Raw genomic sequence first — 21,305 nt, 5'->3', positions numbered from 1 at the left:
TAGGAATTTCGCTTGAAATTCCTTTCATTTTAGGAGAATTATGAAAACTTTAAGAAATCTACACATTTATATTGGTTTAGCTACTTGTTGGTTTTTATTTTTTATTTGTTTTTTTGGGACAAGTGCATATTTTAAAGATGAGATTAATTATTATATGCAAGCTAATTTATCAAAATCAATAAAAAATGAAAGCCATAGTAATTTAGAAAAAACACTTGATTACGCTTTAAAAACTTATGATAATTACGAGTTTATAGGGATTAAAACACCGCCTTATTATTCAAATCTTTATGAGATAAGCTATTATAATTCTAGCTCAAGCAAGGGCGAAAGAAAAACAAATATCGCTTATTTTGATGAAGAAAATTTCGCTAAAAACAAGACCTTAGGTAGTAAATTTTTAGTCGGAATGCATTATAAATTATTTCCATCTCAAGGCGTTTTAAAAAGTATTTTTGAAGCCTTTATTTCTATACTTGCATTAGGAATGTTTGTTTTAGTTGTTAGTGGTTATTTTATTTGGAATAAGAAGTTTAATTATAAGTTTAATAGTAAAAATAATTTCGCTAATTTATACAATTTTCACATTGTAAGCGGTGTATTTATAGGAATATTTTTAGCTTGGCTTAGCATTAGTGGTATAGGACTTAATTACTTAAAAGATATAGAAAAATTATTTAGTTCAAGCAAAGAAGTAAAGGTTAAAAATACACCAAAATCTAGCGAATTAGCTCAATATGATTTTGATATAAAAGCGATTTTAAAAGCTAGTGAAGATGCTAAAACAAGACTAAATACAAATGATTTAAGCATTGTTTTATCAAAACCAAACAAAAGTATCTTAATCACAAAACACAAAAACGATACTCCATTTTATGATTTAAACACAAAAAATAGCAATATTTTAGTCTACTCAGCAACAGGCGAAATCAACGAAAAACTAAGCGAGAAATCAAGCCTTAAGAGCATGAACTTCTTTGGATTTTTAAACGAATTATTCTTTAATACCCATAGGGTGCATTTTGCTCCTTTTATACTAAATCTTATGCTTAGCATTTGTGGCGTTTTAGCTTGTGCTTTTATATACAAATCAATGCTAATGAGTGCTGCAAAAAGAAAAGAAAATATCAAGCTAAAAGCTCTAGCTTACAGCGTTTTAAGCTCTTGTGTTAATGCTACTTTAGTTTATTTTATAGTAAATAAAGTATTAGATAATGCAGAGATAAATAGACAAATGATAGAGCAAAATAGCTTTTATGTAGCATTTTTTATTAGCTTTATATTAGCTTTTGTATATGCAAATAAAACAAAGATTTTAAAACTAATTTCAGTAATTTTGTTTGCAGTTTTATTGCTTTGTGATGCAGTTTTTAGCAATTATACAAATGTAACGATTTGCTTTAATATTATTTATTTAATTGCGATTTTTTTACTTTTAAGGAGATTAAATGCTAGTGCTAATTCTTAATCTAATAGGTGCGATTTGCCTTAGTAAATCACTTGCTAAAATAGCTTTAATTTTCTTTGCTTTAGCTTTTGTTAGCGTATTTTTTACAGCTTCTTTTTTGCTTAATTTTATGCTATTTTTTAGCTCACTTTTTAGCTTTTGCATATTGCAAAGCTTTTTTAGAAAATAGGAATTTCGTAATTCCTATTTCAAATTCCATTATTTTTAACACTAATTTAAATGGAATTTAATCAGAAGCTATAAGGATAATAAAATGACTTTAAAAAGTCTTTTAATAAAAACTAATGTGATTTTAAAAAATATATTTTTTTATCTAGCTTGGTTTTTATTCTTAATAGCTTTTTATTTAGGAGGTATAAACTATATTCCTTGCTTTATATTTGCTTTTGTATTTTTTAAGATTTATCTTTTAATAGCTAAAGGCGATTTAGATAGCGATGTATTTATGCAAGATAGGTTTTACTTATTATTAAAACATATTGCATTTTTTATATCTTTTATTTGCCTAATTAAAATTATTTATAATTTTTGTCTTTATGATAAAAGCGTTCATAAAAGTATTGATACTCTTCAAAATATTGTGCCATTTGTTATATTTGGTTTTGTGTATTTATACCTAGCTAGAGTGTATAAAAACTATAAAATTTATTTTAAAAAATACTTAGCTTTAATTATGGCTATACTTTGTGCTTGGTGGTATTATGATGATTTTTTAAAACAAGCAAATGAGCTTATAACAAGGATTTTAAAATCAGAGCTAAAGTGTAGCAACCTTGAAAGAGTTTGCATTGTGCTTGATAAAAGCATATTAAATGATATAAATCTCAAGTTAAAAGGCAAAAACGATAATGAGATAAAAAAGATTTTAAGTCAATTTGATTTTAAAGCAAAAAACGAATATTTTTATTTTAATAAAATACTTTTAGGTAAAAGCGTTAATATTAGGCTTGAGCTAAAAGATGATGAAGTAATTGAAATTATAGTTGTTAGATTTTAAATGCTAAATATTTAAAAATAAGAATTTCGTAGTTGAAATTCCTAATTTAAATTCCTTTGGATTAGTTTTTGCTTTTAGAATAAAAAGCAAAAAGGATTATTATGAAATTTAGTCAAGATGAAATTTTTTCAGCTACTGAAGTGGTGCGTAATTTTTCAGCAATTTTGAAAAAAATTGAAGGAAATAAAAAGGTTTTCGTAGTAAAAAATAATAAATTTCAATGCGTTATGCTAAATCTAAATGAATATGAAAAATTACAAAATGCTCTTGTAATTTTAGAAGCGATTTATAAGGACAAAAAAAATGGCAAAAATTAATGTAAATAACATATCTTTAAGCTATTTAGTAAAAAAAGGTGAAGGAGAAAAAAACGCTTTAATAATGCACGGCTGGGGGGCTAATAAAGAATTAATGGAGCAGTTTTTCACTCAGGCATTAACTCCACATTGTAAGCAAATGATATTTTTAGATTTTGCAGGTTTTGGTGGAAGTGATGAACCAAAAAGAGCTTTTAATTCACAAGATTATTTAAAGCTTAGCGAAGATTTTTTAAATGAATTAGGAATTAATGTAGATATTTTATTAGGGCATTCATTTGGGGGTAAAATCGCTTGTCTAATGGCTAGCAAAAAAGATTATGAAGCTTTGATTTTATGTGCAAGTGCAGGACTAAAACTACCTAAAAGCTTTAAGACAAAATGCAAAATAATTCTAGCAAAAACACTAAATAAAATAGGCTTTAAAAATATTAGAAAATTATTAGCTAGTAAAGATGGTGCAAATCTAAGCGATACAATGTATCAAACTTTTAAAAATGTAGTTGATGAAGATTTTAGCGATGAAATTAGTAAAATAAATACAAATACTTTATTATTATGGGGAGATAAAGACACCGCAACTACCCTAAAAATAGGTCAAAAAATGAATAGCTTAATCAAAAATTCAAAGCTAATAACATTTAATGGAAATCACTTTTTCTTCATGCAAAATAATATAAAACCAGCTATAAATGAATTTTTATCAAAAGCTTGAAAACTTAGAAATCATATATTTTAAAGATTGCTTTAGACATTGCAACGGACATTGTTGCAATGCTAATAAGGATTATAATGTAGTAATTCCTATGTTAAAAAGCGAATACGAATATATAAAAAATAAAGTCAAACTGAAATTAATTGCATCAATAGATTATAAATTAATTTGTGGTAAAACAATAACTTTATGCTTTTTAGAATGTGATTTAAAAGGGCTTTGCGATTTTCGCCCACTTGCTTGTAAGCTTTATCCATTTTTTGCAAATATTGATGATGAGCAAAATATCATAAATTTAAGAGAAATTAGTCTTTATGATATGTTTTATAAAAATCTTAAATCTCATCCTTGTTATTTAGTATCAAATCATTATGAAAAAACAAAAGAGCAATTCATACAAAACATAAAAGAAATAATAAACGAGCCTATATTGATTTTTAATTTTATGGCTTTAGAGCTTTTAAGAAAATATTTAAAAATATATTTTAATTCTTTATATGATGAGTTTTACCTTGATAATATCCAAAATAAAAAAGAAATTTTACATAAAAATAATTTTTTAAAAGCTTGGCAAAATGATGATTTTAAAAAAGAATTTAACGAGCTATATGAAAAACTAAGCAAAAAATTTAAAAAAAGCTTAGATGAATATTTAGTGAATAATTAGGATTTTCCTAATTATTCAACAGCTTTTAAGATTTTATTAAAATTATCTTTTTGAACTGCTTTATATACAAAAAATAAATCAATTAAAATATACAAGAAAAAGAAAGGCCCAATAAATATACCAAGACCAAAAATACATAATATAAAAATAATTAATTTTATAGCACCTAAAATATAGTTTCCTTGATAAAATCTATCAACTCCTAAACCACCAAAAAACAAACCTAAAACAAGAGCTAAAATAGGACTTTTAAAAGATAAATAAGAAATATTACTAAGCTTATTTTCATCTGTATTTTTTAATTTTTCAATTAGCATTAGCTTGTGAGTGCTTGAGATTTTATTTCCTATTAGTAGCATTATTGAACTTGCATCCATGAAGTATCCTTAAGAAAAATTTTAAAGACGGATTATAACAATCAAACTCTTAATAAAAACTAATATTAATTTAATAAATAAAACAAATATTTATTAAATTAAAAACAAGAATTTAAAATCAAATTCCTATTTCAAATTCTTGTGATTTTTAATAATTTTTATATATGTTTCCGTAGTATTCAATCTCTTTTGCTTCGCTTAAAGCATTTACTTTATCAGCCATTCTTTGTGCGTTTATTTCTAAATTAAATTCTTCAACTTCACTAAAAGCCATATTAACATCAATAACACTTCTAAGTTTTTTAACATTATTAAAGGTTGCTAAAGTTTCATTAAAATCACTAGCTTCAATTAATACAATAAACTTATCTTCAATAACTTGCTCTAAACTAGCATTAGCAACATTTTTTATTTCATCAACAAACTCATCTTTAGCAACAACTACAAGAGAAGAAATCATTTAAAATCCTTTTCATATAAAGTTTTTGAATAAGCATTTAATCTTAAAGTATCTTCTTTAAACAAAATTGAATTAAGATATAAATTACCTATAATAATCTTTTCATCACCTGCGCAAATATTATTATCCACATCGCAAGAATATGCCACTAAGCCATTTGAACTAATAGCACAATTATAAATTAAATTATTACTTTCTATTGTATCAATTAGATTTAGCTCATCATCACTTATAATAGCTTTTCTATCGGTTGCACAAGAGATTATTTTATCTGCCTTAAAATCTACATTATAAATATTATCCTTATGCACTTCTTTTGTAATATAAGTATGATTATTTAAATCATATACAACAATCTTGCCACTTTCAAATCCTAATGCTATTTTTGCTTTATCTTTATTAATACTTGCTGTATTTATGCTTGCATTTGAAAAATGAACTCTTTTTATTTCTTTAAAATCTAAATCAAGAAATATTATCTCACTTGCAAGTGAAGTTAAAATAATCATATCTTTATATAAAAACGCCTTATTAATATCGCTTGAAATCTTTTTGCTTTTTATTTGGTTATCTTTATAAATGTTTAATGTTTTTTCCCCAAATTCTGAGCTAATCGCTAAAACCAAACCCTTATAATCATCAATAAAAATAACATTACTTCCTAATTCAAATTCTTTGCTATCATTTTTAAAAACACTATTATCACAAGCAATATAATCATTATTAATATAATTTATATAACAATCATAATTTTTAGCACTAAGTTTATCTAAGCTTAGCTCATTTGCTAAGCTTAGACTTGCTATTAATAATAGCAATTTTTTCATTTCAAACCTTCGTTGATTACATCTAATAAATTTGAGCGATGTTTGCCTAATTCATCTTTACCAAAATCAGGTTTAAATGTGTTTTTAATACCACTATCAATATTTGCTTGTGGTGCGTGACATTGAACGCAGTTATATCTTGCTTGTGATATTGCATCAAGCTTTTTTTCATTTCTTAAATCATAATAATGGCTTGCTGGCATAGGTGTTGCTTCTTCAATGCTTAATTTTACACGCTCATTATCAGCACCTAAATCATGACAACTAAGGCACATATTATTATCTTGTGTAATAGGCAAAAAGTCTTCTACATTGTGTGGGATTTGTGGTGGAGCATTAAGGAATGCTCTTTCAAATCTTTGAGCTTCTCCAGCTTCCTTTTCTGAATATGTGAAATTTTTAATTTCAAGGCTTTTTTCATCTTCTAAAGAATGTTTTCTTAAACCAATTTCGCTATCACTTACACTTGCTGCAAACATCATACCACACGCTGCAAGGCTTAAAAATATTTTTTTCATTTTTTTCCTTTCATAAAGTTAATTAAATTAAAGTTAAGTGCATCATCATCGCATACTTCAATACATCTACCGCATTTAATGCACTCAGAATTACTAATATCTCCACTATTTTTAGTAATTATTGCTAGGACTTGATTTTCAGGGCAAATTGTTTTGCATTTCATACATTTTGTGCATTTGTTTAAATCATAATTTATTTTTAAAAAACTAAATTTTGAAATCAAACTATAAAACGCACCTAAAGGGCAAAGATGAGAACATACTAAGTTTTTCTGCACAAATAAATCAAGTAAAAATATAATAATAGCTACAAAAATCGCTGAACTTTGCATAAAAATAATCCCTCTAGTAACTATTCCTATATGAGAGTATTTTTCAAACACAGGCTCTTGTGCTATAAAAGATAAAAGCAAAATACTAAACAAAATAAAATATCTAGTATTTTGTTTAAAATTAGTTATTTTTGAGCTTTTAAGGTTAGAGTTTTGCCTAATTACACCAGCTAGATTTGTAATCAAATTAATAGGACAAACCCACGCACAAAATGCACGACCTAAAAACAAGGCATAAATTATAAAAACCAAAAATGCCGAGATAAAAAGCCCAAAATTAAGACTAAAACTAGCTAAAAATATTTGCAAGTAAGCAAAAGGATCGCTTAAACTTATGCTATTAAATAAAATTGATGAGCTTAAATTTCCTTTTAAAATAAAATCGCAGCTTGACAACATAAATAAAGCTAAAATACCAATTTGAGTAATTCTTCTTAATAATAAATACTTATTTTTCATTAAAAATCTCCATCATTTAGGTAATTTATAGCTTTTTTATCATCGTGTTTTTTGCTTGTATCAATATTTTTTAATCTCTCATCATCACCACTAACCCAACCTTTAACATAATTATCATTTCTCTCACCTAAAATAAAACTAGTAGGTAAAATTACAATAGCAGGTTTTTTGGTAATGCAAACTTTTTCACACAATCCACAGCCAACACAATAATCATAATCTACTTTAGGAACTAACATTGCGTGTTTTTGTGTTCTTTCATTTCTTTTATATTCAAGCCTTAAAGCCTTATCTATAAAAGGACATGCTCTATAACAAGCATCGCATTGTATTCCAAAATGTGCCACACAAGAACTCTCATCTACTATTGCACGACCGATATTAACTAAAGATATTTTATTAATACTTTTATCAAGTGCATCAGTTGGACATGCCTTTATACAAGGCAAGCCATCGCATAAATAACAAGGAATTTCTTTTGCAACAAATTTTGGCGTTCCATTACTTGCAACATCGTTAGCACTAGCTAAACTTAAAGTATGGTAAGGACAGGCTTTTACGCATTTAGCACAGCGAATGCAATTAGCTAAAAAATGCTTTTCATTCTTTACTCCTGGTGGGCGTAAGAAAAAGCCTTTTTTAAGCTCTATTTTACTTTCGCTTTTTGGCGTGTCGTTTAATTTAAAAATACTAAAAGCTCCAACACCAACTGCTACAATTTTAATTGTATTTGTAAAAAACTGCCTTCTCATAACTCTTAAGCCTTAGTGATTTTTACTGCACACTTTTTAAAGTCAGTTTGTTTTGATAAAGGGCATGTTGCATCAAGAGTAACTTTATTGATATAAACATTCTCATCAAACCAAGGCACATAAACAAGTCCTCTAGGTGGTTTATTTCTACCTCTTAAATCTACACGAGCTTTTACTTTGCCACGGCGAGATTCAACCCATACTAATTCTCTTTGCTCAACTCCTAAAGCCTTAGCATCTTCTGGATGCATATAGCACATTGCCTCAGGCACTGCACGGAAAAGCTCTGGAACTCTCATAGTCATTGTTCCACTATGCCAGTGCTCTAAAACCCTACCTGTGCATAACCAGAACGGATATTCTTTAGATGGACGCTCAGGCGCTTTCATAAATGGTCTAAAGAAGATTTTTGCTTTATTAGTAATTGCAGTTGCTTCTTCACTAGTTGGGTTTTTTAAATCGCCACTTTTAATTGATTTATCAAAATCTCCATAGAATGCAAAATCGCTATTTGGATTAGCTTTTTTAGCGTAGAAGTCATATTTGGTATTAAATCTCCATTGAGTTTCTTTACCATCAACTACTGGCCATCTTAAGCCTCTTACCTTATGATAAGTTTCAAATCCAGCTAAATCGTGTCCGTGACCAGCTCCGAATTTTCTATATTCTTCCCATAAATATTTTTGAATAAAGAAGCCATAACCTTTAAATACCTTACCATCACTTCCTTTTACATTTCTATTATCGCCCTTAACTTCACTATTCATCCAGTCTTTCATACTATCGCTTTCTAGTGAAATCGCTTTGCAATCAGCATTAGCAAATAATACATCATATAAAGTATCATCTTCTTTATAACCCATTGCTTTTGCTTTTTCTAAAACGCTTGGTAAAGTAGTCTTTTCATCAACTTTTACTTCTCCCCAAACTTCGCTTAATTTAAAGCGTTTGCTAAGCTCTAATAATTGCCATGTATCACTCATAGCTTCGCCTATTGGAAGAACTTGTTGTCTCCAGTGTTGAGTTCTACGCTCAGCGTTTCCATAAGCTCCCCATTTTTCATAAATCATAGCACTTGGTAAAATTAAATCAGCAACTTTTGCACTAATTCCAGGATAACAATCACTTACTACTATGAAATTATCTTTTTCTCTAGCTGCTTTTATCCAGTGATTTGCGTTTGCTGTATTTTGCCATGGATTATTTACCATTACCCATGCGAATTTTTGCTTACCATCTTCTAGGTTTCTCATCATTTGCATAAAGTGATTACCCATTACGCCATTGATTGTTCCTTCTGGAACTTTCCATATTTGCTCACTTTTTGCTCTATGTTTTGGATTTGCTACAACCATATCAGCAGGAAGTCTGTGTGCGAATGTTCCAACTTCTCTAGCTGTTCCACAAGCACTTGGCTGACCTGTTAAAGAGAATGCTCCATCACCTGGTTTTGCTTGTTTGCCAAGTAAAAAATGCACCATATAAGCAAGTTCATTTACCCAGCTACCACGAGTGTGTTGGTTAAAGCCCATTGTCCAAAAGCTTACTACTTTTCTGCTTTTTTCAATATATAAATCAGCTAAAGCTTTTAGTTTTTTCTTAAATTCTTCTATATCTTCATCAGGATTTCCCTTAGCTACGCTTGCAACATAATCTAATGTGTAAGGCTCAAGAGCTTTTTTGAAATCTTCAAATTGAATTTGCCAGTTAAGTGCTGCTTGTGCTGCGTGTTTCATTTCAAATTTATCACCAGCTTTTACACCCAAGTGACTTAATGCAGTTGCTTCTTCGCTATCTAAAATGATTGAGTTTTCTTTAGCAACGGTGTCTTTTTCTGCTTCACTAAAGCTTGGGTGATTTGGATTATTTCTCATTCCATAGCCAATATCAGCAAATCCTGTTGTAAATACACAATGATTTTTTACAAAATCCCAATCAATTGCTTTTGGATTGTTATAAACAATTTCTCTTGCAATGTAGTTTAAAATCGCAATATCAGAGCTTGGAGTAAAGATAATTTCAATATCTGCAATATCACTTGTTCTTGTTGTATAAGTAGATAGATTTACGATTTTAACACGCTCAGGATCTCTTAATTTTCTATCACTTACACGGCTCCATAAAATTGGGTGCATTTCAGCCATATTTGAACCCCAGCAAACAACAGTATCTGTAAGCTCAATATCATCATAACAGCCTGCAGGCTCATCAATTCCAAATGTTTGCATAAATCCAATAACAGCACTTGCCATACAATGTCTTGCATTTGGGTCAATATTATTACTTCTAAATCCTGCTTTAAATAGTTTTGCAGCAGCATAACCTTCTTGAATAGTATGCTGACCACTTGCAAACATTCCTATACCATTTACACCTTGCTCTTTTAGAGCTTTTTTCATGTGCTTTTCCATTTCATCAAATGCTCTTTGCCATGAAATTGGTGCAAATTTTCCTTTTTTATCAAATTCGCCCTTAGCATTTACTCTTAAAAGTGGAGTTACTAATCTATCTTCTCCATACATAATCTTAGCATTAAAATATCCTTTAATGCAGTTTAGACCACGATTTACAGGTGCTTCTGGATCGCCTTTTGTAGCTACGATTTTGCCATTCTTAGTAGCTACCATAATACCACAGCCTGTTCCACAAAATCTACAAACAGATTTATCCCAAGTCCAACCATTAGCTTCATTATTAGCTAAAGCCATACTAGGAGTTACACAAGCTGCAGCACTTGCGATTGCTGTGCTTTTTAAAAACTCTCTTCTTTGCATAATTTCTCCTTAAAAATATTGTGTCAATAGGTTAATTCATTTGCCTTAAAAACTTATTGATTAAGATTAATTTATTTTTTTAAAACAAATCAAGTAATATTATCAACTTTATATTAACTTTAAAATTCATAAACAATTTTATAGATTAAAAACACTATATTAACGATATTTACTACTTATTATTAATTTAAAATTAAAAAATATTATTAATTTCTATCAATTATTTTTAAGAAACTATATGTTAAATTAATGTTACAAATCTTTACAAGGTGTATAAATGAAAAAACCAACAAACAAACTTTTATTAGCCCTTTGTATTTTCATAGGGATTTTTATTGGTGGTGGAATTTATACTTTTATAATAGCAGATGGCTTTTTAATGATGACTAGCAAGCCAGAAGCCTGTAGCAAATGCCATATCATGACAGATGTATATGATAGTTGGGCTAAAGGAGAGCATTCAAGCAATGCAGGTTGCGTTGATTGTCACTTACCACAAGGCGATTTTATGGCTTACTGGACTAAAAAAGCTTATCATGGTTTAAAACACGGCTATTATTTTACAGTAGGAGGAAATCCACCTAATTTAGAACCTACAGAGATGACACATGAAGATGTTAATCGTAATTGTGCAACTTGCCACAAAGATTACGCACATAACGCAATTAATGCGACTACTAACATTAGTAGTGAGCCGCTTGATTGTCTTAGTTGTCATAGAACAATAGGTCATTTACATAATTAATAAGGAGAAAATATGTCAAAAACAACTTATGTTGCAGCTATTGTGATTGCTGCTTTAGGTGGTGCAGGTTTATTTGCACTAAATACAAATATTGCAGAACATAAAGGCGAGAGCAAAACTCAACCTTTAAAAACTTTTGAAATTAGCGATGAAGAACCAGATTTTGCTAAATGGGGTAGAAACTTCCCAGCTCAACTTGATGGCTTTTTAGCTATGAAAGATATCAATTTCGAAACTCCATTCGGTGGAAGCTTACCATATAGTAAAATTATTCGCTGGCCTGTTACAACAACATTTTGGAATGGTTATGCGTTTGCAGTAGATTATTCTAAACCAAGACTTCATTATTATTCACAAATTGATCAAATGGAAACAAAAAGAAATAATAAAGAATATCTAAACTCACACGGCTTACCAGCATTCAAAGGCCAACCAGGCGCATGTATTAACTGCCACTCAGGCTTTGTAACTGCTATTTATAGAAGTGATAAATTAAGTGAATTTAGAAATGATCCAGTAGAAGCTTCTAAATTACCTATGGGATTTTTTGATGCAATGGGAGCTGAAGGTCAGCTTATGAAAAATGCTTGGACAAAAATGAACTCAACTCCTTATTTTGATGTTATGAAAAAAGTTGAAGAAAAATATGGAGATGGAATTCATGGTTCTCACATGGGTTCAACTTGTGCGGATTGTCATAGCCCTGAAGATATGAGCCTTCGTGTAACTCGCCCAGCATTCATTAACGCAATGGTTTTAAGAGGATATGAAGCTGATGCTAAGAGCGGTATTAAAGCAAATAGAAAAGCAATGAGAAACTATGTTTGCGAGCAATGCCACGTTGAGTATTATTTTGAAGGAAAAGATTCTACATTAGTATTCCCATGGACAAAATGGAAAAAAGACGAAGCATTCAAAATAGAAAACTTTGATGAATACTATGATGAGAAATTTGCTAATGGTGAGTATCCACAAGATTACATTCAAAAAGATACAAAAGCAAAAATTATTAAAATGCAACACCCAGAAGCAGAGCTTTATTCAAGTAGCGTTCATGCAAAAAGCGGTGTAACTTGTGCAGATTGTCATATGCCATATAAAAGAGATGGAGCAAATAAGGTTACAAATCACACTATCCAAACTCCTTATGCTGATATAAATGCAGCTTGCAAAACTTGCCACCCACAAAGCGAGCAACAATTAAAAGACAGAATTGCAAGTATTCAAAATCGCCATGCTTATGAGTTAAGACAATGTGAAAATAACTTAATGGCATTAATTCAAGATATTAAAACAGCAAGAAGTGAATTAGCTAAGCATCCTGAGTTTGCTAGTTTAGAAGGTAAAGCACAAGAAGATGCGATTTCAAAAGCACTTGAAAAATCACTTTATGCTCATAGAAAAACTCATATTAGATGGGACTTTGCATTTAGTGAAAACAGCTATGGTTTCCACTCACCACAAGAAGCTATGAGAATTATAGGTCAATGTAAAGAATTAGCTCGTGAAGGTCAAATGACTTTAGCTAATGAGCTAAGCAAATACGGAGTAAAAATTGAGCTAACTAAAGAGGCGACAATTCCAGCAGCTCCTGAAAAGCTAGACCACAAACCACCAACAGCAAGCCTTCCAACAGAAGCTATGAAAAAAGTTGATGAAGATATAAAAAATCTAAACTTTAAATAATAAATTGCGAGATTTTTCTCGCAATTTAAATGATTAAATCTTTTTAATTCCTATTTCAAATTCCAAAAACTTATTTTAAAATACAAGAATTTGAATTAGGAATTTCATTAAATTATTAAAACAATAATAGCTTTAGTTTCATAGCTTCCATTTATTGCTTATCAAAAAAATTGAATTAGCTTTTATTTATTTAGCAAATAACTTTAAAAAATCTAAAATTGCTTTTGTATATTTTTTATTTTACTATAAGCTAAACTTCTTTGCTTGCGAAAAGTTTTTTGATTGTTCTTTAAAATCTATTTTATTAAAATCAAATTCCTATTTCAAATTCTTTCAATTTTTCAAAGAATTTGAAATAGGAATTTAACTTTACTTATCTTTTAATATTATTAATAATCATCAAGGCGCTTTTAAGTAAGCTTTTGTATAATCGGACTTTTATAAAATGAAAGCGTGTGATGAGAGATAAAAACTTAATTTACAATTTAGAAGGAAAACCTCCATTTTTAGTGGCACTTCCTTTAGGAATGCAACATGTTCTTGCTATGTTTGCAGGAAATTTAGCCCCCATTTTGATAATCATAGGTGTAATAAATAGCACAAGCTTAGTAATATCCACGCAAGATAGTATAAGCTTAATTCAATCAGCAATGCTTGCTTCAGGAATTGTAACTTTATTACAACTTTATCCAATCAAATACAAAAATATCCAAATAGGTGCAAATCTTCCAATCGTTATGGGAACAACTTTTGCCTTTGTTCCAACTGCAATAAATGTAGCAAATACTTATGGTTTTAGTGCTATTTTAGCATCATCTCTAATGGGTAGCATAATTACTATTTTTATAGGCTTTACTTATAAATATATTAAAAAAATCTTATCAGAATTAGTAATAGGTGTTGTTTTAATTGCAATCGGTATTAATTTATTAGATGTAGGGGTTAATTATTGTGCGGGCGGCTTGGCTGCTAAAAAATTAGGAACTTATGGGGATTTAATTAATTTAGGTTTATCTTTTAGCACTTTTGCAATTATTATTACAATTCAGCGTTTTACAAAAGGTATTTTCAAAGTTTCAGCGATTTTAATAGGTCTTGTAATAGGCTATGCTTTAGCTTATATGGTAGGTAGGGTTGATACTAGCATTATTAGTGATGCTAGTTGGTTTAGTTTGCCTGTGCCTATTATTTTAATAAATGATTTTCATTTTGAATTAGCTCCTATTGTGAGTGCTGCTATTGTTTATATAATAATTAGTCTTGAAACAATAGGTAATGTAAATGGCATAACTGTTGCAGCATTTAATAGAAGTGCAAAAGAAAAGGAAGTAAGTGGAGCAATTTTAGCTGATGGAGTAGGTTGTATGGTAGCAAGCTTGCTAAATGCTTTACCAAATACTGCTTTTGGGCAAAATGCAGGAATAATTGCGATGACAAAAATTATTAATAAATATTGCATTGCACTAGGAGCAATTGTAGTGATAATTTCAGCATTTATTCCTAAATTAGGTGCAATATTTAGAACTATTCCAGATAGTGTTTTAGGGGGTGCTGTTATTATGATTTTTGCTATGATTTTAATTAATGGAATTAAGATTGTAGCACATGCAGGATTTAGCAATAAAAATGTGATGATATTAGGTGTTACTTTTGGTCTTGGGTATGGATTTGGAGTTCATCCTGAAATTACTAGTAATTTGCCTAGTTATATTAGTTGGGTTTTTAAAGATAGTGTAGTAGGAGTTTGTGTTACTTCTATGATAGCTTCTTTAATTTTTGCAAAAGATAAATAAGGGTGAGTATGAAAGACGATTTTAAGACAATAGGTAAAAGTGAAACAAGATGGGATGCTTATGCTAAAGTTACAGGAAAAGCAATTTATACTGCTGATATTCCTACAAAAAAGAAGCTTTTTGCTAGAATTGTAAGAGCTAGTATAGCACATGGATATGTTAAGAGCTTTGATTTTAGTGAAGCTTTAAAAGTTGATGGAGTTGTTAAAATCTTAACTTATAAAGATATGCCAAAAACAAAATTTGCAACCGCAGGTCATCCATTTGGACTAGACCCAAAGACAAGAGATAGATATGATAGAACTATTTTAACAGAGCATGTAAGATTATTCGGAGATGAAATAGCAGCCGTTATTGCTACAAGTGATTTAGCTGCAAAAATTGCAGTAAGTAAAGTAAAAGTTGAATATGAAGAACTTCCTTTTTATCTAACACCAAAAGAAGCAATGCAAGAAGGTGCTGTTAAAATTCATGAGGATTTAGATAGCAATGTAATGGCTCATACTATCAGTAAAGTTGGAGATGTTGAAACAGCTTTAGCTAATAGTGATTATGTTTTTAGCGATACATTTAAAGTTCCTTTACAACAACATTGCCATATGGAAAATCAAGTAGCTTATGCTTATAAAGACCAAGATAATCGCTATGTAGTAGTAAGCTCAACTCAAATTCCACATATTTTAAGAAGAGTTTTAGGAGAAGTGTTTGAAAAACACTGGAGTTATTTTAGAGTAATAAAACCTTTTGTTGGTGGTGGCTTTGGTAATAAACAAGAAGTAACAATTGAGCCACTTTGCGTTGCTTTATCTATGGCTATGGGTGGAGAAATTGTTCAAATCTCGCTTGATAGAGAAGAAAGTATTGCATATACTAGAACAAGACACGAAATGGAATATAAAGCAAAAATGGGTATTAGCAAAGATGGTTTCATAAAAGCTTTGGATATAGAAGTATTATCAAACAAAGGAGCTTATGCATCTCATACTCATTCGGTTGGTATTAAAGGCGGTGGAGTTTTATTATCTTTATATAATATTCCTAATTTTAGATATGACATTAAAACCGTTCATACAAATATAGCAACAGCAGGTGCTATGAGAGGATATGGCGTTCCACAAGTTATGTTTTTTATAGAAAGTTTTATGGAAAATGTCGCTAGAAAAATGGGTTTTGATTCTATTAGCTTTAGAGAAAAAAATATAGTAGGAAATGATGTTTTAAATCCTTTAAATCAAGTTATTCAAAAATCAGCAAAATTAAAAGAATGTATTGAAGTTGCTAAAGAAAAATTTAATTATTATGAAAAACAAAAAGCCTGTAAAGAATTTAATCACCCTTATAAAAAGCGTGGAGTAGGGCTTGCAACCTTTACTTACACAACTGGTGTTTATCCAAAGGGCTTAGAAACGGCAGCTGCAAGAGTAATACTAAATCAAGATGCACATATTAAACTAATGTTAGGCTCAACCGAAATTGGTCAAGGCTCTGATACGGTTTTAGCTCAAATGGCAGCAGAAGTTTTAAGCATTCCTTATGAGTGGGTTATAGTTGATGCAAATACTGATACAGATACAGCTCCATTTGATACAGGAGCTTATGCTTCAAGACAAAGCTATGTAACAGGACTTGCAGTAAAAGAGGCTGCTTTAAAATTAAAAACAAAAATATTAAAAACAGCAGCGAGATTAAAAGATGTTGATTTTGCAAATCTTGAATTAGAAAATGCAAATATTATCTTTAAAAACAAAGAAGTTTTAATGAGCTTAGCTGATTTTGCTTTACATACTACTTATGATTGGCAAAAGGCTAAAAGTTTATCAGCATTTGCAAGTGTGAATTGTCATACAAACTCTTATAGTTATGGTGTAACTATGGCTATGGTTGAGGTTGATATGAATACAGGAAAAATAGAAATATTAGATATTTTAAATGTTCATGATGCTGGTAAGGTATTAAATCCACTTTTAGCAAGTTCTCAAGTAGAAGGTGGTATGGGAATGGCAATTCCTTATGCTTTATTAGAAGAATTAAAATACGACGCTAAAACAGGTAAAATTTTAAATAATAATCTTTTAGATTATAAAGTTCCAACAGCACTTGATGTTCCTGATTTAGATGTTGGTTTTGTTGATAATTACGACCCTTATGGTCCATTTGGTAATAAATCTTTAGGAGAACCTCCTATGTGTTCTCCTGCACCTGCTATTAGAAATGCAGTGCTTGATGCAACAAATATAGAATTTAATCAAATACCAATAACACCAGAAAGATTTTTTCAAGCTAAGGATAAAGAATGTATTATTTAAGTAATTACACGGAAGCAAAAAGCGTTAGTGAAGCTAGCAGATTATTAAAAACTATTGATGATTCGGTATTAATTGCAGGTGGAACTGATGTTTTAATTAAACTTAGAAATTTGGATAAAAAATATTCAAATAAACACCTAATAGGAATTAACACTTTAAATGAATTAAAAAATATAACAATTGATGATGAGTTCATTCATATAGGTTCATTATGCACTTTTGATGATATAGAAAATAATGAAATCATAAAAAATAATTTAACAAATCTAAAAATGGCAGCTGCTTTAGTAGGTGGCCCACAAATTAGAAATATGGCTACAATAGGTGGAAATATTTGCAATGGCGCAACTTCGGCTGATAGTGCTTCAAGTCTTTTTGCGCTTGATGCTATTTTGGTTATTTTTAACGAAAATAAGCAAAAAGAAATAGCAATAAGTGATTTTTACCTTAGTGCAGGTGTGGTGAAATTAGAAAAAGGAGATATTTTAACAAGCATTAAAATACCTAAGAAATCTTACGAAGGATATGCTAGTAAATACATAAAATTTGCTCAAAGAAATGCAATGGATATAGCTACAATTGGAGTTAGTGTTATGTTAAAATCAAGTGATGAAAAAATAATTGATTTAAAACTAGCTTATGGGGTTGCTGCACCTACTCCTATTAGAGCTAAAGAAAGTGAAAAATTAGCAAAAGGCTTAGAATTAACTAAGGAAAATATTGAAAAAATTGCTAATAATGTTTTAAACGAAACTAAGGCAAGAGATTCTTGGAGAGCTTCTAAAGATTTTAGAAACAATCTTCTAACAACGCTTACAAAAAGAGCTATTTATGAATTAACAGGAAGAGATTATGAAAATTAAAACTTGTATTAATGATAAAATTTATGAATTACACATTGACCCTAGAATGTCATTGCTTGAATTATTAAGAAATGAATTACAATTAAGTGGCACAAAAGAAGGCTGTAGTGTTGGTGAATGCGGAGCTTGTGCTGTTTTGGTTGATGGAAAGAATGTAAATAGTTGTATTTATTTAGCAGCTTGGGCTGATGGCAAGAAAATCACCACAATAGAAGGCTTAACTCCTATTGATGGTTTAAGTCCTTTACAAGAGAGTTTTATAAAAAATGGAGCTGTTCAATGTGGCTTTTGCACTCCTGGATTTATTATCTCATCAACTGCTTTGCTTAATAAAAATAAAATGCCTACTAAGTTTGAAATAAAGCGCGGAGTTTCTGGTAATTTATGCCGTTGCACAGGATATAAAAAAATCTTTCAAGCAATAGAAGAAACTGCAAATTATGCTAAATGAAGCTTTAGAAATTAAGCAAAAAGATAAGATTGCGATTATAGGCTCAGGTGGGAAAACTACCTTTGCTTATAATCTAGCTAGAAAAAATCAAGATAAAATCACAATTCTTACAACAAGCACTAAAATGTATGAGATAAAGGATAAAAGCTTTAATAATTTATATAATGAAACAAACGCAAATAAACTAAAAAAAGGCGTTAATTTATGTGGAAAAATTATTGATAATAAAGTAAATGCTTTAGATGATTTTAGTGATTTTTATAAAAATTGTGATTTGTTTATTTATGAAGCTGATGGGGCTAAGGAACTGCCTTATAAAGCTTGGAAGAGTAATGAGCCTGTTATTTTAGAAGATACAAATAAAATAGTAGGAATTGTTCCACTTCATTTATTAAATCATAGATTAAATAAAGATTTTATTCATAGATTTGATGAGTTTTTAAAAGTGTTTAAAGTAAGTGAAAATGATGTAATTAGCATTGATTTAATAGAAAAGATATGCCTTAAAATGTTTGAAATTCCTATTTCAAATTCTAGCAATTTTATTTTCTTTAATAGGTGTGATGATTTAAAAGTATTAAACGAACTTGCTAAAAGATTAAAAAATTTTAAATTATTAGCTGGATTTTTAAAAGAAGAAAAATATATAAGGCTTAATTTTTGAAAGGTGTTTGCATCATTTTAGCAGCTGGTTATTCTAAAAGACTTGGAGCTAATAAATCATTTTTAAAGTATAAAAATGCTTATTTTATTGATATTGTTATTAAAAAAGCTTTAGAGCTTAATATGGATATTAAAATAGTTGCTAATGAGAATAATTACGAATATTTAAAGACAAATTATAAAGATTTAAATATTATTTTAAATGCTTTTAATAAAGGTCAAAATACAAGTATAAAAATCGCTTTAAATAATTCTTTAGATTACGATTATGCTTTATTTTTACCCATTGATCAAGTATTTTTAAAAAGTAATTCAATAAAAACTATTATTTCAAAATATAAAGAAAATTATATTGTTGTTCCTAGATTTAATAAAATCAATTCCTTGCCTACTATTTTTGATAAAAGTTATTTTAAAGAATTGTGTGAATTAGATAATGATAGTGGTGGAAGAGTGCTGATTCAAAAATATAAAGATAAAGTAATTTTTGTTGATTTAGATGATGAATTAGAAGGAAAAGACATAGATACTAAAGAAGATTTAAGGCTAATAAATGAATGATTTTGTAGTTATTAGGGGAGCTGGAGATATTGCTAGCGGGATTGCTGCAAGGCTTTTTAGAGCAGGTTTTAAGGTGCTATTATTAGAATGTTTAAAGCCAAGTTCAATTAGAACTAAGGTTTGTTTTTCTCAAGCAGTCTATGATAAAACTTGCGAAATAGAAGGAATAAAAGCAAAATTAGTTAATAAAGACGAGCTTTTAGATAGTGTCGGCTTTATACCTATAATAATTGATGAGTGTTTAGATATTTTAAATTATATAAAGCCAAGGGCTTTAATTGATGCGATTTTGGCTAAAAAAAATCTAGGAACAAATATTAATATGGCTCCTGTAGTAATTGCTATTGGACCTGGATTTTGTGCAGGAATTGATGCTCATGCAGTAATTGAGAGTAATCGTGGTCATAATTTAGGCAAAGTAATTTTAAGTGGTTTTGCTGAAGAAAATACAGCAATTCCTGCTGAAGTAAAAGGAATTGGAGCAAAAAGAGTAATTTATGCAAACGATAGTGGAAATTTTAAAGCTATTGCTAAAATAGGTGATATTGTAAAAGAAGATGAAATCATCGCATATATTAACAATACGCCTGTTAAAGCTAGTATTAGTGGGCTTTTAAGGGGTATTATTAATGATAATTTTGAAGTTAAAAAAGGCCTTAAGATTGCAGATATTGACCCAAGAATTAGTGAATATGAAAATTGTTTTAGTATTTCAGATAAGGCTAGAAGCATAGGTGGTGGGGTGCTTGAAGCTTTAATGTATTTAGAAAATAGGAATAAAAATGGATGATATTGTTTTAAAAGAAGTTTATAAAAGATGTGAAAAAAATGAAAAAATTGCCTTAATTACACTTACAAAATCAAGTGGTAGCACTCCAAGAAACGCTGGTTCAATGATGGCTTTATTTAGCGATGGAACAAGCGTTGGGAGTATAGGTGGTGGCAAATTAGAATATGAAGTTTTAAAAGAAGCTAAAGAATGCTTAGAAAATAACAAAAGCAAGATTTTTAACCACGAATTAACCCCTAATGGTGATTTAAAAATGCAATGCGGTGGGCTTGCAAGTGGCTATATAAAAATAATAAATCAAAAACCGAAACTAATAATTTTTGGAGCAGGACACATAGGAAAAGAAATAATATTTTTAGCAAAATACTTAGGTTTTTATTCTATCTTGCTTGATGATAGGAAAGAGTATTTAAAGAATTATGCAGATGAAGAGCATTTAAGCAATTATGAAGATTTAGATTTTTTAGAAATTGATGAAAATACTTATATTATCATCGTTACAAAATCTCATTTAGATGATTATAAATGTTTAAAAAGTGTAATAGAAAAAAATGCAAAATATATAGGCGTAATAGGCTCAAAAACCAAACATAAATTTATTAAAGATGAGCTTATTAAAGATAGTTTTAGCAATGAATTATTTCATAAAATTTATGCGCCAATAGGCTTAGATATAGCCAATCAAGAACCAAGAGAAATTGCATTTAGTATTTTAAGCGAGATTTTACTTATAAAAAATCAAGGCAATTTAGCACATAAAAAGAGTTTTTAACTTATAAACCCC

Annotated in this window: 23 protein-coding genes; 15 read left to right on the top strand and 8 right to left on the bottom strand. The window is 29.3% G+C overall.

The genetic code is table 11. The features are described from left to right. Window positions 1–40 precede the first annotated feature (40 nt). Window positions 41–1,468 carry a PepSY-associated TM helix domain-containing protein gene (locus tag AVANS14531_RS00115; RefSeq protein ID WP_336610869.1) on the top strand — a complete coding sequence of 476 codons (1,428 nt, stop codon included), beginning with the start codon at window positions 41–43 and terminating at the stop codon, window positions 1,466–1,468. Here AVANS14531_RS00115 and AVANS14531_RS00110 read toward each other — a convergent pair. Beyond that, window positions 1,445–1,612 (bottom strand): hypothetical protein, encoded by a 168-nt coding sequence (locus tag AVANS14531_RS00110; RefSeq protein ID WP_239817220.1) that lies wholly within the window; start codon window positions 1,610–1,612, stop codon window positions 1,445–1,447. The two genes, AVANS14531_RS00115 and AVANS14531_RS00110, sit on opposite strands and share 24 nt — an antisense overlap. Window positions 1,613–1,721: 109 nt before the next feature. Here AVANS14531_RS00110 and AVANS14531_RS00105 point away from each other — a divergent pair, with 109 nt between their 5' ends. The 4 genes from AVANS14531_RS00105 (at window position 1,722) to AVANS14531_RS00090 (ending at window position 4,164) form a co-directional block, all read left to right on the top strand. Continuing rightward, window positions 1,722–2,465 (top strand): hypothetical protein, encoded by a 744-nt coding sequence (locus AVANS14531_RS00105; protein WP_336610868.1) that lies wholly within the window; start codon window positions 1,722–1,724, stop codon window positions 2,463–2,465. Window positions 2,466–2,563: 98 nt separating this feature from the next. Continuing rightward, a complete protein-coding gene (locus AVANS14531_RS00100) occupies window positions 2,564–2,782 on the top strand; it encodes a type II toxin-antitoxin system Phd/YefM family antitoxin (protein ID WP_239818543.1) in 219 nt (72 codons plus the stop codon). Further along, window positions 2,769–3,497, top strand: a complete 729-nt coding sequence (locus AVANS14531_RS00095) for an alpha/beta fold hydrolase (protein ID WP_336610867.1) — start codon at window positions 2,769–2,771, stop codon at window positions 3,495–3,497. The genes AVANS14531_RS00100 and AVANS14531_RS00095 overlap by 14 nt, the downstream gene beginning before the upstream one ends. Beyond that, entirely contained in the window at window positions 3,475–4,164 is a 690-nt protein-coding gene (locus tag AVANS14531_RS00090) for a hypothetical protein (RefSeq protein WP_336610866.1), read from the top strand. Before AVANS14531_RS00095 ends, AVANS14531_RS00090 begins: the two co-directional genes overlap by 23 nt. Before the next feature lie 11 nt (window positions 4,165–4,175). Here the strand turns inward: AVANS14531_RS00090 and AVANS14531_RS00085 are convergent, their stop codons facing one another. The 7 genes from AVANS14531_RS00085 to napA form a co-directional block, all read right to left on the bottom strand. Then, window positions 4,176–4,541, bottom strand: a complete 366-nt coding sequence (locus tag AVANS14531_RS00085; protein ID WP_336610865.1) for a TM2 domain-containing protein — start codon at window positions 4,539–4,541, stop codon at window positions 4,176–4,178. A 148-nt stretch (window positions 4,542–4,689) separates the two neighbouring features. Then, complete coding sequence (locus AVANS14531_RS00080) at window positions 4,690–5,001, bottom strand: chaperone NapD (protein ID WP_239817225.1); 312 nt, start codon at window positions 4,999–5,001, stop codon at window positions 4,690–4,692. Continuing rightward, on the bottom strand, window positions 4,998–5,828 hold the full coding sequence (locus tag AVANS14531_RS00075; protein WP_336610864.1) for a hypothetical protein: 831 nt from the start codon (window positions 5,826–5,828) through the stop codon (window positions 4,998–5,000). Before AVANS14531_RS00075 ends, AVANS14531_RS00080 begins: the two co-directional genes overlap by 4 nt. Beyond that, window positions 5,825–6,346: a nitrate reductase cytochrome c-type subunit gene (locus AVANS14531_RS00070; protein WP_336610863.1), complete on the bottom strand. Its 522-nt coding sequence runs from the start codon at window positions 6,344–6,346 to the stop codon at window positions 5,825–5,827. The genes AVANS14531_RS00075 and AVANS14531_RS00070 overlap by 4 nt, the downstream gene beginning before the upstream one ends. Continuing rightward, the gene (gene napH, locus AVANS14531_RS00065; RefSeq protein WP_336610862.1) at window positions 6,343–7,137 is read right to left on the bottom strand and encodes a quinol dehydrogenase ferredoxin subunit NapH; all 795 of its coding nucleotides are present in this window, start codon (window positions 7,135–7,137) and stop codon (window positions 6,343–6,345) included. The genes AVANS14531_RS00070 and napH overlap by 4 nt, the downstream gene beginning before the upstream one ends. Beyond that, entirely contained in the window at window positions 7,137–7,889 is a 753-nt protein-coding gene (gene napG, locus AVANS14531_RS00060) for a ferredoxin-type protein NapG (RefSeq protein ID WP_336610861.1), read from the bottom strand. Before napG ends, napH begins: the two co-directional genes overlap by 1 nt. 5 nt (window positions 7,890–7,894) lie before the next feature. After that, window positions 7,895–10,663: a periplasmic nitrate reductase subunit alpha gene (gene napA, locus AVANS14531_RS00055; protein ID WP_336610860.1), complete on the bottom strand. Its 2,769-nt coding sequence runs from the start codon at window positions 10,661–10,663 to the stop codon at window positions 7,895–7,897. Between the two features lie 277 nt (window positions 10,664–10,940). Here napA and nrfH point away from each other — a divergent pair, with 277 nt between their 5' ends. The 10 genes from nrfH to AVANS14531_RS00005 all read left to right on the top strand — a co-directional run bounded on the left by nrfH (window position 10,941) and on the right by AVANS14531_RS00005 (window position 21,293). Beyond that, window positions 10,941–11,408 (top strand): cytochrome c nitrite reductase small subunit, encoded by a 468-nt coding sequence (nrfH, locus tag AVANS14531_RS00050; RefSeq protein ID WP_336610859.1) that lies wholly within the window; start codon window positions 10,941–10,943, stop codon window positions 11,406–11,408. 12 nt (window positions 11,409–11,420) lie between these two features. Continuing rightward, complete coding sequence (locus tag AVANS14531_RS00045; protein WP_336610858.1) at window positions 11,421–13,094, top strand: ammonia-forming cytochrome c nitrite reductase subunit c552; 1,674 nt, start codon at window positions 11,421–11,423, stop codon at window positions 13,092–13,094. A gap of 458 nt (window positions 13,095–13,552) precedes the next feature. Further along, a complete protein-coding gene (locus tag AVANS14531_RS00040; RefSeq protein WP_336610857.1) occupies window positions 13,553–14,887 on the top strand; it encodes a uracil-xanthine permease family protein in 1,335 nt (444 codons plus the stop codon). Between the two features lie 8 nt (window positions 14,888–14,895). Next, window positions 14,896–17,193, top strand: a complete 2,298-nt coding sequence (gene xdhA, locus AVANS14531_RS00035; RefSeq protein ID WP_336610856.1) for a xanthine dehydrogenase subunit XdhA — start codon at window positions 14,896–14,898, stop codon at window positions 17,191–17,193. Then, a complete protein-coding gene (gene xdhB, locus AVANS14531_RS00030; RefSeq protein ID WP_336610855.1) occupies window positions 17,181–18,056 on the top strand; it encodes a xanthine dehydrogenase subunit XdhB in 876 nt (291 codons plus the stop codon). Before xdhA ends, xdhB begins: the two co-directional genes overlap by 13 nt. Next, complete coding sequence (gene xdhC / locus AVANS14531_RS00025; protein ID WP_336610854.1) at window positions 18,046–18,507, top strand: xanthine dehydrogenase subunit XdhC; 462 nt, start codon at window positions 18,046–18,048, stop codon at window positions 18,505–18,507. The genes xdhB and xdhC overlap by 11 nt, the downstream gene beginning before the upstream one ends. Continuing rightward, window positions 18,497–19,171, top strand: a complete 675-nt coding sequence (yqeC, locus tag AVANS14531_RS00020; protein ID WP_336610853.1) for a selenium cofactor biosynthesis protein YqeC — start codon at window positions 18,497–18,499, stop codon at window positions 19,169–19,171. The genes xdhC and yqeC overlap by 11 nt, the downstream gene beginning before the upstream one ends. Further along, window positions 19,168–19,731 (top strand): NTP transferase domain-containing protein, encoded by a 564-nt coding sequence (locus tag AVANS14531_RS00015; RefSeq protein ID WP_336610852.1) that lies wholly within the window; start codon window positions 19,168–19,170, stop codon window positions 19,729–19,731. Before yqeC ends, AVANS14531_RS00015 begins: the two co-directional genes overlap by 4 nt. Next, window positions 19,724–20,521 (top strand): selenium-dependent molybdenum cofactor biosynthesis protein YqeB, encoded by a 798-nt coding sequence (gene yqeB, locus AVANS14531_RS00010; RefSeq protein WP_336610851.1) that lies wholly within the window; start codon window positions 19,724–19,726, stop codon window positions 20,519–20,521. The genes AVANS14531_RS00015 and yqeB overlap by 8 nt, the downstream gene beginning before the upstream one ends. Further along, window positions 20,514–21,293, top strand: coding sequence for an XdhC family protein (locus AVANS14531_RS00005; protein WP_336610850.1), 780 nt, complete (start codon window positions 20,514–20,516; stop codon window positions 21,291–21,293). The genes yqeB and AVANS14531_RS00005 overlap by 8 nt, the downstream gene beginning before the upstream one ends. The last annotated feature ends 12 nt before the right edge of the window (window positions 21,294–21,305 follow it).

It is taken from the genome of Campylobacter sp. Cr9 (genome assembly GCF_020138295.1).
Lineage (GTDB): Bacteria > Campylobacterota > Campylobacteria > Campylobacterales > Campylobacteraceae > Campylobacter_E.
Note: the sequence above shows the minus strand (reverse complement) of the source record. Positions and strands in the feature narration are given on the sequence as shown.